The sequence below is a fragment of the Pseudoalteromonas sp. CnMc7-15 genome (assembly GCF_022347925.1).
In the GTDB taxonomy this organism is placed as follows: domain Bacteria; phylum Pseudomonadota; class Gammaproteobacteria; order Enterobacterales; family Alteromonadaceae; genus Pseudoalteromonas; species Pseudoalteromonas ruthenica.
Genome location: NZ_JAKRFT010000002.1, coordinates 453,540 through 468,764, shown reverse-complemented (window position 1 = coordinate 468,764; position 15,225 = coordinate 453,540). Strand labels below are relative to the sequence as shown.

The 15,225-nt window shown below is 48.4% G+C and carries 15 protein-coding genes; 9 read left to right on the top strand and 6 right to left on the bottom strand.

Features of this window, described 5'->3' with window-relative positions; genetic code table 11:
- Positions 1-36: 36 nt before the first annotated feature.
- Complete coding sequence (locus MHM95_RS05870; protein WP_045979007.1) at positions 37-2,619, bottom strand: TonB-dependent receptor; 2,583 nt, start codon at positions 2,617-2,619, stop codon at positions 37-39.
- Positions 2,620-2,823: 204 nt separating this feature from the next.
- Between MHM95_RS05870 and MHM95_RS05865 the strand changes: the two genes are divergently transcribed.
- A complete protein-coding gene (locus MHM95_RS05865) occupies positions 2,824-3,225 on the top strand; it encodes a hypothetical protein (RefSeq protein WP_045979008.1) in 402 nt (133 codons plus the stop codon).
- 36 nt (positions 3,226-3,261) lie between these two features.
- Here the strand turns inward: MHM95_RS05865 and MHM95_RS05860 are convergent, their stop codons facing one another.
- Both MHM95_RS05860 and thpR read right to left on the bottom strand, forming a co-directional pair.
- Complete coding sequence (locus MHM95_RS05860; protein ID WP_239384660.1) at positions 3,262-4,407, bottom strand: glycosyl hydrolase family 28-related protein; 1,146 nt, start codon at positions 4,405-4,407, stop codon at positions 3,262-3,264.
- A gap of 124 nt (positions 4,408-4,531) precedes the next feature.
- Positions 4,532-5,065, bottom strand: coding sequence for an RNA 2',3'-cyclic phosphodiesterase (gene thpR, locus MHM95_RS05855; RefSeq protein ID WP_022944465.1), 534 nt, complete (start codon positions 5,063-5,065; stop codon positions 4,532-4,534).
- Positions 5,066-5,137: 72 nt separating this feature from the next.
- On the opposite strand from thpR, the gene MHM95_RS05850 reads away from it, so the two are divergent.
- Complete coding sequence (locus MHM95_RS05850; protein WP_138548346.1) at positions 5,138-6,508, top strand: leucyl aminopeptidase family protein; 1,371 nt, start codon at positions 5,138-5,140, stop codon at positions 6,506-6,508.
- Positions 6,509-6,548: 40 nt separating this feature from the next.
- On the opposite strand, the gene MHM95_RS05845 is transcribed toward MHM95_RS05850, so the two are convergent.
- Positions 6,549-6,926 (bottom strand): STAS/SEC14 domain-containing protein, encoded by a 378-nt coding sequence (locus MHM95_RS05845; RefSeq protein WP_239384659.1) that lies wholly within the window; start codon positions 6,924-6,926, stop codon positions 6,549-6,551.
- Positions 6,927-7,021: 95 nt separating this feature from the next.
- A complete protein-coding gene (locus MHM95_RS05840; RefSeq protein ID WP_026111037.1) occupies positions 7,022-8,092 on the bottom strand; it encodes a ketoacyl-ACP synthase III in 1,071 nt (356 codons plus the stop codon).
- Between the two features lie 162 nt (positions 8,093-8,254).
- Between MHM95_RS05840 and MHM95_RS05835 the strand changes: the two genes are divergently transcribed.
- From MHM95_RS05835 to MHM95_RS05820, 4 genes are all read left to right on the top strand, one after another.
- Positions 8,255-9,562 carry an amidohydrolase family protein gene (locus MHM95_RS05835; protein ID WP_239384658.1) on the top strand — a complete coding sequence of 436 codons (1,308 nt, stop codon included), beginning with the start codon at positions 8,255-8,257 and terminating at the stop codon, positions 9,560-9,562.
- The gene (locus MHM95_RS05830; RefSeq protein WP_138590241.1) at positions 9,549-9,956 is read left to right on the top strand and encodes a nuclear transport factor 2 family protein; all 408 of its coding nucleotides are present in this window, start codon (positions 9,549-9,551) and stop codon (positions 9,954-9,956) included. Before MHM95_RS05835 ends, MHM95_RS05830 begins: the two co-directional genes overlap by 14 nt.
- A gap of 87 nt (positions 9,957-10,043) precedes the next feature.
- A complete protein-coding gene (locus tag MHM95_RS05825; protein ID WP_239384657.1) occupies positions 10,044-11,321 on the top strand; it encodes an ATP-binding protein in 1,278 nt (425 codons plus the stop codon).
- Positions 11,302-11,826 carry a response regulator gene (locus MHM95_RS05820; RefSeq protein WP_022944459.1) on the top strand — a complete coding sequence of 175 codons (525 nt, stop codon included), beginning with the start codon at positions 11,302-11,304 and terminating at the stop codon, positions 11,824-11,826. Before MHM95_RS05825 ends, MHM95_RS05820 begins: the two co-directional genes overlap by 20 nt.
- A 61-nt stretch (positions 11,827-11,887) precedes the next feature.
- Here MHM95_RS05820 and MHM95_RS05815 read toward each other — a convergent pair whose 3' ends face one another.
- Complete coding sequence (locus MHM95_RS05815) at positions 11,888-13,915, bottom strand: TonB-dependent receptor (RefSeq protein ID WP_239384656.1); 2,028 nt, start codon at positions 13,913-13,915, stop codon at positions 11,888-11,890.
- A 176-nt stretch (positions 13,916-14,091) separates the two neighbouring features.
- Here MHM95_RS05815 and MHM95_RS05810 point away from each other — a divergent pair, with 176 nt between their 5' ends.
- The 3 genes from MHM95_RS05810 to MHM95_RS05800 all read left to right on the top strand — a co-directional run bounded on the left by MHM95_RS05810 (position 14,092) and on the right by MHM95_RS05800 (position 15,168).
- Positions 14,092-14,496, top strand: coding sequence for a DUF1761 domain-containing protein (locus MHM95_RS05810; RefSeq protein ID WP_239384655.1), 405 nt, complete (start codon positions 14,092-14,094; stop codon positions 14,494-14,496).
- 53 nt (positions 14,497-14,549) lie between these two features.
- Positions 14,550-14,801 carry a hypothetical protein gene (locus MHM95_RS05805; RefSeq protein WP_022944456.1) on the top strand — a complete coding sequence of 84 codons (252 nt, stop codon included), beginning with the start codon at positions 14,550-14,552 and terminating at the stop codon, positions 14,799-14,801.
- A gap of 88 nt (positions 14,802-14,889) precedes the next feature.
- Positions 14,890-15,168: a hypothetical protein gene (locus MHM95_RS05800; RefSeq protein WP_022944455.1), complete on the top strand. Its 279-nt coding sequence runs from the start codon at positions 14,890-14,892 to the stop codon at positions 15,166-15,168.
- The last annotated feature ends 57 nt before the right edge of the window (positions 15,169-15,225 follow it).

The following is a 15,225-nucleotide window of genomic DNA, read 5'->3' as shown; positions in this document are numbered from 1 at the left end:
ATTACGCCCGCCTGTGATGTGGTTAATGTGCTTCTATTAGAAGCTATAAGTCGCTTTTACGTAGTAATAGCCACCATTGAAACCAAACGGCGAGGTTTCATAGTACAAGCCACCCCAATTGTTATTAGGAATACCTGTACGGTCCTCGAAATCTAAAGGCTCTGCCTCTTGGTCGAAGATGTTTTGTGCGCCCACAGATAGACCGATGGCTTCGGTGGGGTAGTAAGTCACCTCTGCATCAACCGTTACTGCGGCATCGGCCATTTTTGCTGTTTGGTCGAAGTCAACATGAACACCTTGGTACTCACCGAAGTAATTCACGCGCACAAAGCCAGAGAATGAATCCCATTGTTGTGACCAAGTTGCTGTACCACGATGATTAGGTAGGTCTTCCTCTAGGCGTTGTACTTTAAAGTCGCCGGTAATATCACTGAAGCTGGTCACTTCAGTTTCATTCCAGTTGTACGCCAAGCTAAAGGTTGAGAAACCATCGAGTAAATCAGTGCTGTAGTTGGCTACGATATCAACACCCTCAGTGGTGGTGTCGAAGTCATTGGTGAAGAAACTGACTTGTGCAAGCTGGTCGACATTCGGCACACCTGCTTGTTTTAAGATGTCTTTATCTTCATCGCTAAGCACGATTTTTTCTGATTGGCTGATACGGTCTTCTACATCGATGTTGTAGTAATCCATGGTTAGATAGAAATCACCGTTTTGGTAAACCGCACCGAAGGTATAGCTATCAGACTCTTCCGGTTGTAGTTCTTCACCACCGAGTTGAACCGCAATCGGGTTAGTTGGTGGTAATAGCGCCGAATCAACCAACACGCCACTGCTTAGGTTCGTTTGCACGTTACTAACGTTCGCTTGCCCAACAGTAGGCGCACGGAAACCAGTGCTTAATGAACCACGCAATGAGAACATGTCATTAATAGTGTAATGACCCGTTACTTTGTAGTTAGTTGTTGAACCAAAGCTGTCGTAGTCTTCATAGCGCAGCGCCCAGCCCATTAAAAAGTTCTCAGTGAATGGTGTTTCGATATCAATATAGGCTGCATAGTTGCGGCGTGTGAATTCACCGGCTTGTGAAGGCTTAAAGCCAGGGAAGCCGTTAGAACCAATACTGAAGCCTTGCTCTGTCAGCGGGCCGATTTCAAAAGAATCTTCATCGCCAGCGATCACGGTGAAGGTTTCTTCACGCCACTCAATACCACCGGCAACGTTGGCATCGTAATACAAGCCCCAATCAAAGGTTCGGGTGATATCGAAGTTAAATGTTTTCTCTAGCTGCTCGTATTTACCTGGTGAGAAATCGCGTGGTGTTTGCGGACCTAAAGAGGCATTTACGGTGTCATAGAGGAAGTAGCGTGAGGCGTTATAGCCCACTGAGCCACTGGCATCATAGAGCCAACCTTTGAGCCAGCCATCGCTAAACTCACCTTTCACACCTGCCGTGAATGAGGTGTCAACGATATTACCGCCGAAGTTTGGCGTAAAGCCACCAGGAAGAATTTCATTAAAGGCAAAGCAATCAGGGTTATTAGCAACGCCATTAATGTACTCTGGGTTGTCCAGTACGTTATCGTCGATTTGGATATTGGTTGGGCAGTTGCCGCTCATATCGCCAGTTAAATCACCCACCAGCAGCGTTTCACCGCCATCGTTGGAGTACACACCTGGGCGTGTATGCGGGTTACGATAATAGAAGCCACCACGAACATCACGCTCAGAATAGTTACCGAACATGTAGAACTCATCATCATTGGTTAGCTCTAAGCCAACATTACCAAAAATGGAAATGTCGTCTTCAATCTCTGGGGTACCCCAAATTTGTGCAGGGTCGTCAATATCCGGAACGCCCGCCGCTGTTAACGCAATCGCGTCAGCGCGCTGAGTACTGCGACTTGTCGCATCAGCATTTTTATATTGGAAGCTTAAGTTAGCGAAGCCGTTATCAGTGAACGGTAAACCAATGTTACCCGCAATTTGGGTGCTATCACCGTCGCCTTCGTAGTACTGCCCATGGCGTACTTCAAACGTACCCCCTTCGCTGGCATCTTTCAGCACGAAGTTCATTACCCCAGCAATTGCATCCGACCCGTACTGCGCCGCAGCACCATCGCGCAATACCTCTACTTGTTTCAGCGCGATGCTTGGGATCACTGAAATATCAGGGCCTTGTGCACCATCGTTAATACCACCGCCTAAAAATGCGATGACCGAGGCGCGATGGCGGCGTTTACCATTGAGTAAGACGAGTGTGCTATCTGAGGGGAGACCTCGCAAGTTAGCAGGGCGCACAAGCGTTGCTGCGTCACTGATAGGGTTACTATGTACATTAAATGATGGAACAGTGCCTTTAAGCACTTCTAACATATCGGAATTACCCACCTTACTGAGCTCTTCACCGCCGATAATATCAACCGGAACAGGAGAACTGCCGATAGAGCGTGGCGCAGCACGTGACCCTACGACGGCAATTTTTTCAATATTTTTCGTTTTTTCAGCGTTGCTCTCGTCTTCAGCAAGTGCATTACCGGTGTGTAGCAGCGCTACCGTTGATGTGGAAAGAAGTGCGCAGCGAACGGCTGCTTGCAGAGTTCTGTATTTCAACTTCATATTGTATCCCCCAGTTAGTATACAGATTTATGATTCTTTGTTGTCATTGTGTATAAGGTATCTATACATGTTGTTTACAATAGATTCAACACAACAATAACTTTTGTTACAAAATATTAGACCTAAGTGGGAGAAATTGCATGGTGCTAGCGTCTAGAAGTTATCTGTGTGACAATCATTTAGTAACTACTTAGTGAAGACCTTATGCGCATCTATCGTTTATTCCATCGCGCTCCAATCCGCGTGCTGCTTATTTCTCGGCGGCGACAAAAATTGAAATTACGTCGCGCGATGGTGACGGTGAAGTGGGCCTTGGCGCAAGAACGCCAAGAAACAAAAGAGATGCTGGATATTTACCGACGCTACACGCGTGGTAACGCCACTAAGCATGAACTCAAAGTGGCGAATGAACAGTTTGTAGATATTTTAAAGGGGCTGGGTTTAGGCGTGTTTGCAATACTGCCATTTGCTCCTATTACCATCCCCCTTGTTGTTAAAATTGCCAAGCTGGTAGGGGTTGAGGTGTTACCTAGCTCGTTCAGTCACCCTAAACCACCAGCTAAGAATTCATCCCGCTGCGATGACAGTTCCCCTCCTAAGGACTAGTTTAGACACTGGAGTGCCCAACTAGCCCGGGCTCAGCTAACTGCCCGGTTGACTGGGGAGGGCAGTGTTGTTGTCGATATACACATTGCGACTAAGGGGATCAATGTAGAGGAAATCGCTGTCCGGGGCGAGTTCATATTCGTTTCCAGAAATATGTACTCCATCGAAAGAAGCGTGATCAGAGTAGCTGTAGGTTCGCACAATATCACGCCAGTTGGTTTCCTCGGCGAAGTGGACTTGCTCAAAACGGTTATCGCGCACGGTCAACGCGTACACAGGGCGCAGTTGCTCTCTGCCAAGACTATTTAGGCGCAGACCAAATCGAGTGTTATGAATAAAGTTTTTCTCAAACATAATGTTATCCCACGGGATTTGTCGGGGAGCTTGAGAGTTCGGGTATAAGTTCATAACAAACCCATCAATGTTCATAAAGCGATTATGAGCGACCCACAAATCTGAGTAGTAGCTCACCTCAAATGCGGTCTTGTTAATATCCTTAAAGGTATTGAACAACACATTCGCAGTTTGTGCTGGCGCACGAGTTGAAAGCTTAAGGGTACAACTCTCAAATTCATTGTCCAACACCACAATATCATTCACCCCTCCCACGTAAGAGTTTGTCTGTGCTTGTGTTGTTGTCACTTGCCGACACTGACTAAAGCGGTTGCTGGCGATCATGACTTCACGGGTATTGGTGGTGAAATAATCGGCTTCAGGCCCAGAGGTCACGCGCAAAGCGGCATCACCAAAGCTGCTAAACTCATTGCCGATAATTTTTACATTTGTAGCCGAGGCGATATACACACCTTGTTTGCCCCAGGTGCTAACTTGGTGACCGTTATGGAGCCCTTGAAAATGTAACGAGCTCAGGGTGAAGTCTTGCGCTGGTTTAACGTAAAGCAAGTATTCTCCAGAAAAGTTTGCACACTTTTTTAATTTACTCTGTGTAAAAGAGCGCAAAGTGATTTGCTCACTGTGTTGCAACACTAAGGTGGTGCACACATCGTACGTGCCCTCAGCAAAGATAAGCGTGTCACCTTTGGCCAGTGAGTCGAGGGCGCTTTGTATCGCTACGCTGTCATCTTGTTGATCATCGGCTGTGGCGCCAAAATCGCCGACATGCACATTTTCTGCGTGGGCAACGAAAGAAAAAAGTAAAAGAAAGTAAATAAATCGCGTCATGATGGATCCTTGAAAATAGATAATTCAAAGTCGTGGTTCTGACTGGTAATGCGATGTAGGGAACCGGTTACCTTTAGCATAGTGTGCCATCCTCAGAGTCTCAATGTATTTGCTTAAAAGCACGCTAATACAGCGTAAAATGTTCAATCGGGCGATAGACCAAGCCTTGCTCATCACGGGTCGACTCAAACAATGTAAAACTATGCACTTGCATATCAAAAGCTGGCATCGGTTGAGCAACTGTGGGCATCGCTTTGCAGTTTCTTGCTAGGGTGATGTGGGGGCGATAGCGCCGGTGCGGATCTTCAATATGATGTTTTTGTGCTATCTCTTTGAGGTCATTGTGCAGTGTGAATAACGCATCAGGTGGTGAGATGGGGCGAAGGTGAAAAATGCCATTACTGGGCCACCAATCGATGTCAGCCACCTTTAAGTTAAACTTCCTAAGCTGCAGGGCTCTCACTTCTTTAATCAGCGCAGCCTCTGTATTCAAAGAGGTACTGCCAAGAAATAACAGGGTTAAGTGCCAGTTTCGTGGTTGCGTAAAGGCTTTATCGGCAATGACATGGTGTTGTAACCAGTGCGCGAGTGAAGACTTTGCCTCATTGCTTAAACCCAGAGCAAAAAACAACCGTCGGCTGGAAAGTGAAGACGCCATTACTCATCCTATACCAATTATAAGGCGAACTTGATATGCTGAATATTATCAGCAACCAACGATGAGTCTGCAATGAATCTTTTGGTAAATACGCCGCGTAAGGATAACGCGCCAATCCCTTTTTATGTTATCAATCAAAACAACTTAGAGACATGGTCTGAGCAACAGGACGACTTTACCCGAACTTGGGTATTGCGTTCACTCGGTGGAGGTCAAGGTCTATGTGTTGTGCCAAATACCGACAATGGCGAACCTAAACTGGCAGTCTTAGTCAGCGATAATGAGCAAAGTGTGTGGGCCGCTGGAGACAGTGTGAACAAGTTGCCAGAGGGCGATTATCAACTGACTGACTGCGCTAACGAACGTGATATTGCCCTGGGTTTTGCGCTCGGTGGCTATCAATTCACCGGTTATAAACAAACGAATGCACCGAAAGCGCGTTTACTCATAACCGATAAGGCGTTGTTCAATGAGCTGGTAGCCAGTGTTGAGTCGACAAACTTAGTACGCGATCTTGTTAATACGCCTGCGGCGGATATGATGCCTCAACACTTAAGTGAAGTCATGAGCGACTTAGCTGAGCGTTACGATGGCCAATTCTCACAGTGGATCGGTGATGAGCTATTAGAGCAAAACTATCCGACCATTCATTTGGTCGGTCGTGCGAGCGAAAACAAGCCGCGATTGCTTGATTTGCGCTGGGGCGATAAAAAAGCGCCTAAAATCACTTTAGTAGGCAAGGGCGTATGCTTTGACTCCGGCGGTTTAGATTTAAAGCCTGCGGCGGGCATGCGTTTAATGAAAAAAGACATGGGCGGTGCAGCGCATGTATTGGGCCTTGCTAATATGATTATGGCAGCTGGGTTAAACGTGCAGCTACGGGTGTTAATTCCTGCAGTCGAAAATGCGGTATCACGTAATGCGTTTCGCCCAGGTGATGTGGTTAAAACTCGTAAAGGCATTACCGTTGAAATTGACAATACCGATGCCGAGGGTCGCTTAGTGTTGTGCGATGCGCTTGATGAAGCGCAGCAAGATAACCCCGATCTTATTATGGATTTCGCCACCCTCACCGGCGCTATGCGAATTGCTCTTGGCACCGAGTTACCCGGTTTTTTCAGTAGCGATGATGGCATCGCTCAGGCGTTGACAGAGGCTGGCTATCAAAGCCAAGACCCAGTATGGCGTATGCCACTGTTTGCTCAGTATAAAAACTTGTTGAAAAGCGACGTGGCGGATATGAGCAACTGCTCACAAGGGCCATTTGGCGGCGCCATTACCGCAGCGCTTTACCTGCAAGAGTTTGTTGCTAAAGAAACACCTTGGGTGCACTTTGATGTTATGGCGTGGAATGTGCGCGCACTACCAGGCCGCCCGGTTGGTGGTGAGGCCTTTGGTATTCGTGCTGCATACACTATGTTGCAACAGCGCTTTGGTAGCTAAGCAAAAAAAGTTACACTAAAGGCTGCGTAAGCGGCCTTTTTTAATGTTCAGAAAACCAGGCGATTGCCGCGCGGGGGTCGTCGAAATATTTAACTTCGCCACTAACAAACCAATTTGCAACACTTGCCGCGAAGCTTTGCCACCGTTTATGGCCGTACAAGGCTATGCGTTTAAATTGCTTACGATGAATAACCCCTAACTTGAAGTCATCCCACATAGCTCGTGTTGTAAAACCGTCTAGCTGACTGGCGTCGATGAAAACATCGACAATGGGCTCGTCAATATCAGCCAAGGCCGAAGCGAATAATGGCGTCAGTAGTTGATAATGCTCATGATTCAACGTACCGGTCAGTACTAAGGCGATATAGACGCGCTGCTGGTGGCGCTCTATATCTACTTTCAAACCGTCTTTAGCCATAACACTGTTCCTATATAGCTTACGCTCAAGGTAACCATAGCGGTATTTATGAAAGTTTTAAAGTAATTGGGCCGCCATTGCAGCCCATAGTCGCGTTACCCTTGTTGGCAGGCCGTTACCGCCTCGGCAATGAGCTCTAACCCAGTTTGCGAGCACTCAGGTAAAGCCGCTTGACTGTCACGCACTGGAGTTACACGCTCACCCCACTTTATGTAACTGGCTGCCCATGTCAGGCCTGCGCCGAAGGCGGCTGACATTATATTCGCGCCGGGTTTGACCATCCCTCTTTCTACAGCCTCACACAAGGCAATGGCAATGGTTGCTGCGGAGGTATTGCCGTATTCATCGATATTAACCATCACTTTGTCATCGTCTACTTTTAAGCGCTGTTGAATTGACTGGATAATTCGTAAGTTCGCTTGGTGTGGTACTAATACATCGATGTCATCGAGGCTAAGTTGTGCCTGACTCAACACATCGTCGCAGGCTACACTCATGCCTTTGACGGCACGTTTGAAGATTTCCGGGCCAACAAAGTTTAAATCAGACCCGCCAATGGTCTGGTATTTATTCACGTTGGTGCCAAAGTTACTAATATGCAAAATGGAACGGTCGCTGCTGTCACAGCCACTTTTGCTCGCGAGTAACCCTAATGGTTGCTCACTGGCTTGCAGTACCACCGCACCGGCGCCATCACCAAATAACACCGCACTGTCACGCAGGGCCCAATTGACATACCACAGCATGCGCTCGGCGGCGACTACAACAGCGGTTTTAATCATGCCTGCCTGGATTTGAGCCGTGGCCATTTGCAGCGCATATAAAAAACCAGAGCAGGCGGCGTTACTGTCACAGGTAGCGGCCCCTTTGGCGCCTAGGCGTTGTTGTACTTCCGAGGCTGTGTTGGCGACCATGGTACTCGGTGTGCAAGTGGCAACCAGCACGAGGTCAAGCTGCTCGGCGTCAACGCCAGCACAATCTAACGCGCGTTGAGCGGCCACGGTTGCAAGCTCGGCAGTGCTTACGTGGCTAATATGGCGAGCTTTAATACCGGTGCGAGAGCTGATCCACTCATCTGAGGTATCAACCACGGTGGCAATGTCATCGTTAGTAATGCGTGCTGGTGGGATACATTTGCCCCAGCCAGTGATCTCTGCATAGTGCATAAAAATTCCTAAGGTTGCTGCGTCGGACGTTTGTTTATTCAGCTGGCCCGATCTCTTTGCTATGGCAACTTTATACCAAAATGCAGCGTTTTGGTCGAGTTATACTGGTTTGCACCGGCAAAGTATGTTCAGGTAAAAGAAAATAATAACCAAGGAAAAACAATGAAACTCATCACATGTGCAAGCTTACTATTGGCGTTATCAAGCGCAAGCGCTTGGGCGCAAAGTACATTGATTTATGCCGGTAAAATACTCCCAGCGGCCAATGCCGATGTTCTCGAGCGGCAAACCCTCGAAGTAGTAGACGGACGTGTCCAGGGCATTCATGAAGGCTATGTTAATGCTCAGACGTTAGGCTTGGCCGACGCGCATATTATTGACCTTAAAGAGCAATTTGTAATGCCGGGGCTGATAGATTTGCACGTGCATATTAGTTTTGAACGTGATCCCCAGGCTGACCCTGAAAGGTGGTTGAAGGAGGTCGAGGCCGATCAGGCGTTACGTGCTACGCAATTTCTTGGCAATACCCTCAACGCGGGGTTCACTACCGTGCGTGATTTGGGCAGTTATAACGAGGTGATTTTTCCGCTGCAACGAGCAGTAGAAAATGGCGTAATACAGGGGCCACGTATTATTGCTGCAGGTGAGGCGGTGACTCCAACAGGTGGCCACGGTGATTTACATAGGTATAGACAAGAGGTGCTTGATGCGTTTGCTCCACGCATGGGCTTGTGCAATGGCGCCGATGATTGCACACGGGCGGTGCGCGAGATTGTTAAAGCCGGGGCGCAAGTTATCAAAATCACGGCCACTGGCGGGGTATTGAGTAACACTCAAGCGGGGCTCAATCAGCAACTGACCGATGAGGAAATGAAGGCGATTGTTGATACCGCTCATAACCTTGGTCGCCCTGTGACAGCTCACGCACACAGCGCCCAGGGGGTTGCAGCTGCACTTCGCAGCGGAGTCGATTCTATCGAACATGGCTCTTATGCTAATGACGAAACGGTGGCGCTGTTTAAAAGTACGGGCGCTTACTTAGTGCCGACATTGTTAGCAGGGATCTCTGTGAGTGAGGAAGTGAAGCACAATGATAAGGTTCCTCAGGCTATTGTAGACAAAATAACGCAGGTCGCCCCGGTGGTGAAAGCATCATTCCAACGGGCTTTAGATGAAGGCGTGAATATCGCGTTTGGTACCGACTCAGGGGTATCCCGCCATGGAGATAACGCCCGCGAATTTGCATTGTTAGTCGAGTATGGTATGTCGCCCCGTGAAGCGTTGGCGACTAGTTTAGAGCAAGCACCTAAGCTATTGAATATGAGCAAGGAAGTTGGCAAATTACAAAACGGATACTACGCTGATGTAATTGCTGTTGCGCAGTCGCCATTAAAGGATATTTCGCAACTAAGCGCAGTGACCTTTGTCATGAAAGAAGGGAAAGTCATCAAACATCATGAGCAAGATTAAAGCGCAAACGTTGGCGCAACTAATTGAGTTAGAAAGAACTTTAATGAGTGAGGAGGTGCGCAGCAATGCCTCGCGATTAAATGAGTTGCTTGATGAACGTTTTATCGAGGTGTCGGCCGACGGCCGGCGCTTTGATAAGGACAATGTGCTGGCTCGGCTACCAAAAGAGCAAGCCAAGGGACGTAAACCCACCTTTCACAACCAAGATTTTGAAGGGCGCATGCTGTGCGCTGATGTCGCCCAGCTCTCTTACCGAGGTGCGCTCAGACGCATCAAAGGAGGGCAATGGCACTACTCTGTAAGGATGTCGATATGGTGTCTAAATAGCAACCAAGATTGGCGTTTAGTTTACCACCAAGGCACGCCTTGTGAGGCCTTCCAGTTAATCCGGTAACGTCGCCGTAGTCACCCACTCTGTGCTTTTCTCAACGCCAGAATAGCGATAGACTTTCGTTATTCATCCCCTCTTAGCGCTGTTATTTTGGACCTGCTATTACAATCCAGTATTCGCCGTGTGTTATTGCTACGCAGTGTCGCCATTGCACTGCAGTTACTGGCGGTGCTCATTGCTTACTATGTACTTGATTTTGCGTTAGCACTTTTGCCGCTGTTGAGCATCATCGCCGTGGAGTCGCTATTTCAGCTGCTGAGTGTGGTGGTGCTACGACGACGCATCCACAGTCGCGCACCGGTGGGCGCCGCCACCGTAGTGTGGCAATTATTAGCTGATATCCTGTTCTTAACCTTGCTGCTTATGCACAGTGGCGGGGCGACCAATGCCTTTGTGTCGTTGCTGCTTTTGCCGGTTATGATTGCTGCTGTGACCTTACCTGGGCGTTTAACGGTGTTATTAACCGTGATTGCAATTGCTGCTTACTCGGCCTTAGTGATTATGATGCCATTGCATCATCAAGGTGAGCATGGCATGCAAATGCGCCACCATTTTATCGCCATGTGGATAAACTTCGTACTCAGTGCAGTTGTGGTCGCCACTCTGGTTAGCGCATTATCTCGCACTTTGGCAAAACAACAGCGCGCTATTGCCCAAAGCCGAGAAGAGCAGCTTCGCGCTGAGCAGCTTGTGTCCTTGGGCAGCGCTGCAGCGCAAGCGACCCACCAATTAGCCACACCGCTTGCAAATTTGGCGCTGTTGCATGATGAAGCAAGGGAGCTAAGCGCCGACAGTCCGACGTTACAGCCTGTGGTTGATGATATGGCGGTGCCTTTGACGCAGTGTCAGCGGCAGTTGGATTTGTTTCGTGCTCGGGCGCAGCAGCTGCGTGATGCTCATGAAAGAGCGCCACATTACCAGCCGCTATTACAGCTCGTTGATGAGATCCGCCAAGCCTTCACGCTGAATTATCCGTCTCAGCAACTGCATTGCCAGCTACCACATCAAGGTGAACATATTGAAATTATTAGTGACCCATTGTTGAGCGCCGCTGTGATTAACGTATTGGCCAATGCAGTGCGGGCAAACGAAGAGGTTGGGGCAGAGCGTATCACGATTACCATCCGCGACTCTGACTCTGCTCTTCATTGGCGAATTGAGGACCAAGGCCGAGGGTTTAGCGCTGAGATGCAGGCCTCCTTGGGCAGCGCAGTGATAGCGAGCAGTGATGGTTTTGGTGTGGCGCTGTGGCTAACCAACGCCACGATAGAGCGCATTGGTGGCACTTTGGCATTGGCCAACAATGAACACGGTGCATGCATTGATATCACTATTCCTAAGAGGCGCTATGAAGCTGTTACTGATTGAAGATGACCTGGCCTTTGCGCGAACACTCATGCGGCGCCTAGAAGCGCACACCCAAGCGCAGGCTCATGCTGATTGTGTGCAAAGTGCCCTGTTCCAAGCACGACAGTTGCGCCCCAGTCACATTATTTTGGATATGAATTTAAATAATGAGTCTGGACTGCAACTGCTTGCACCGCTGCGCGCTTTGCTGCCGAGTGCACGAATCATATTGCTAACTGGATTTGCCAGTATTGCCACTGCTGTTAAAGCAGTGAAGCTCGGCGCTGATGATTACCTCGCTAAGCCGGTGTCTATGGCACTTTTACTGGCAACTTTGGAGGATGATATTGTGCATTCACACGTTTCGCACGACGATGAGGTCATGTCTCCTGAGCGTTTGGAGTGGGAGCATATTCAAGCGGTGTTGACGCGCAACAATGGCAACATTTCGCAAACAGCGCGCCAACTCAACATGCACCGACGGACCTTGCAACGTAAGTTGCAGAAAAAACCGGTGGCAAATTAATCTTGCTGAGGAGGCTTTAGAAAAGAAAAAAGGCCAATAACAACGTGGCCTTTGGTAGCTATCACAAAGAGAAACTAACGCCTAGATGGAGAGTACGGCCCAGTGCCTGCAAACGCTGTCCTTTATCTAACTCCCGGCCATCAACACGGTTTATGCCGTTGAGATGTGGCGCATAGCTATGATCAAACAGGTTGTTAACCGCTGCATTGAACTGCCAATGGCTGTTGATATCATAATCTACACTCACATCAACGACACCATAGCCGGGTGAGCTCAGCTCGTTGTTATAGTGCGACACATGCGTTTGCGACTGGGCGAAGCGCCAACGCGCAGCCACTTGGTAATCATTGGCATAGTAATGGGCACTCAATTGGCCGTTAAGTGGGCTGATACGATAGAGATTGTCGTTCACCTCATCGCTGCGTTTACCGCGCACATAACTAAGCTGAGCATTAACTTGCCACTGCCGAGAGAGTTGATACTCGGCGCTCATATCAGCCCCGTAAAGGTGAGCATCAATATTACTAAAGCGAAGCGCGCCTTGCCCAGACATCATCATCGCCACCATATTCACCACACTGTCTTCACTGGGGGTGCCTTGGATGTAATTATCAATTCGTTGATAAAATAGCTGAGGCTTTATCGAGAGCCGCTCACTGGTGTATGACCAACCCACATTCGCTTGGTACGCCGTTTCAGGTTTAAGGTTGATATTACCGACATAGGTTTTACCATCCGCAAGGCCCCCGGTTGCTTGCATGGGAAGCCATAAATAACGCGCTTGATAGCTTGCAGCCCGCTCTTTGATAGCGACACCGTAACTGAGGTCTGAGTGTGAATTCAACGTATAGCGATTATTGATGACCACATCGAAGGTGGTATCACTGACGCTTTTGTCTGCATCATTAAAACGAGTTTGTAAGGTTGCAACCGCTGGCATCATCATGGCCATGGTGGAGCTTACCTTATCGGCATCGGCAACATTGTATTTCAACCGTGCGCCTACTGTTGTGTTGAGCTTACGATGGCTAAAAGTGTACTCGGTGAATAGGCTATGGCGGTCATCAGCAACATTATTAAAGTTTTCCACGAAAAACGCGTCATTGTTTGGATTAGTGATGTCCGCATCATGACGGTTGATACTGCCATCATAGCCCCATAACCAAGCCCCTGTTTGTATGTGGGCAAAGAGGCTGGTACTGCGCCCTAAAGCCAAGGTATAACGTGCTTTTTGCGCGGTACTGAGGGCGCGCTGTTGGTAGTTATCCATACCATGCTCGCCATCTTGAAAGCCCACACCCCATAATAGCGTTGTGTCACTGATTTCGTGTTCACCCGATAGCTCAAATCGTGTGGTGTCGATGTAATCAATATCCATAGGCAGCGCGGCTGTGCCGCTTTGTTTGGTATCGGTACGATGAATATTAGCGAAGAGGCGCCCTTGATTTAGGGCCGAAGTGGTAAGCACACCATACTGGTGACGCTGGTAATCACTGTTCGGAATTGCACGTTCCTTGGCGTCTTGTTCATCACTGTTACGCGTATCTGCGTAAGCAAGCCAAGCAAATTGGCTATTGCCAGCGCCCCCAGCGAGGCTAGCATTGAATCCTGAGCCATTATCTTGCGCATCGATGCGGCCATTTACAGTCAATGGGCTATCGAGCTCAGCGCGGCGCATGTTTACGTCAATGGCCCCGCCAAGCGTGTCGATACCGGCACTGACCGGGGCAATACCACGATAGATGTCCATGTTCGCAATGATGATGGCGGGGGTGTAACTGAGCGGTGTATCCATTGAGTTGGGGCCTGCACCACTAAAGTTGAGGCCATTGCTGGCAACATTAATGCGCTGGGCAAACATACCTCGGTATTGCGCTAACCCTGTTATCGGGCCATTTTTGTTTACACCCGCACCAACAACACCATCGAGCCAATCGGCCGTGTCGGTTGCAAACTTTTGTGCCGGTATTTGCATTAAACGGGCACCTGTATCATGGTGTTGCGAGTGCACGGTGATCACTTCCATGGCTTGACTATTGACTGCGAAAAGTGCGGTGATGGTTGCGCCAAGGGCTGATTTTATCTTCATAATATCCACTGAGAATTGAAAAGCATGTCTGAATTTTCAATTGCTTAGGGACGAGGTGCAATAACAAACCGCCACAGTGCGGCAATATGTCGCACTCCAGTGATCAACGCACGAATTTTGCTGGTACGGTGTTCGCAAGCTACGCTTAGTAGGGTGTATTATTTGTGAGCCACGCTATGAATTTTGCAGATTTTAATTTTATCGCGGTGCTAATCGCAGCCCTTGCCACGTTTATCTTAGGTGGCGTGTGGTATTCACCACTGATGTTTAAAAATGCTTGGTTAGATGGGTGCGGGTTAACGGACATAGATTTGCAAAATGCGGCAATGGGAAAGGTCTTTACCATCGCCTTTATACTCTCTCTTTTGGCTGCTTTTATCTTTGCGTTATTTTTAGGCCCTCGGCCCGAGCTCGGGTTTGCGGTAGGTGCAGGCTTTGCTGCGGGTTTAGGGTGGGTGGCTACGTCCTTTGGGATTAGCTATATTTTCGAGCAGCGACCTCTAAAGCTGTTTTTAGTTAATGCCGGATACCATACTGTGCAGTTTACCTTGATGGGGCTTATTCTGGGCTTATGGCATTAGAGCATCGCGCCTGACAATGGTAGACTAGGCTGTGTTGTCTTAAGGGAGGGAGCATGGCTAAACCGAACAAAAAGGGCCCCGTTCGCACCGTGAATATTCATTGTTCGCAGTGCCGCACTAAACTCTACAAATACCGCAAAGGCGGCAAGGGCGCGCTTATTAAATGTTTTATCGAGCGCATAACTGAGGACTTCACTGAGCAGCTCGCCACCTGTCCGCAATGTCAGCAGGTTTTCGCACGAGAGACGATGATCAGGGGCACCCCCGCATTGAAAATGATCGGCCAAAAAGTATTTATGAAATAAGCCTGCAAGAGATACGGGCATTTGTCCTTAAAGTGTATGAATGGCCACTGTTAAGCTCACCCGGTTTGGTTTTCATCTGGAGTAAACAATGGATATTTTGTTCGATGTTATTGGCATGTCGGGCACCTTTTTAGTGGTAGGTGCATTTTTTTTGTTGCAGTTGAATAAGCTGCCTGCAACTGGCTTAGGTTACAACCTAATGAACCTATCAGGCGCCATTTTATTGTTAATAAGCCTTTGTTATAACTTTAACTTGGCCAGCTTCGTTATCGAAATTTTCTGGATAGCGGCGTCACTCATTGGTATCTATAAATACATTAAAGCGCGTAAAGCCAGTAAGCTTTCAGCGGCGCATTCCGCCTCATAAACACACCTTGGCGTGAAACTACATTTGTTTTTATGTAAATATGGTGTAATTATTTAA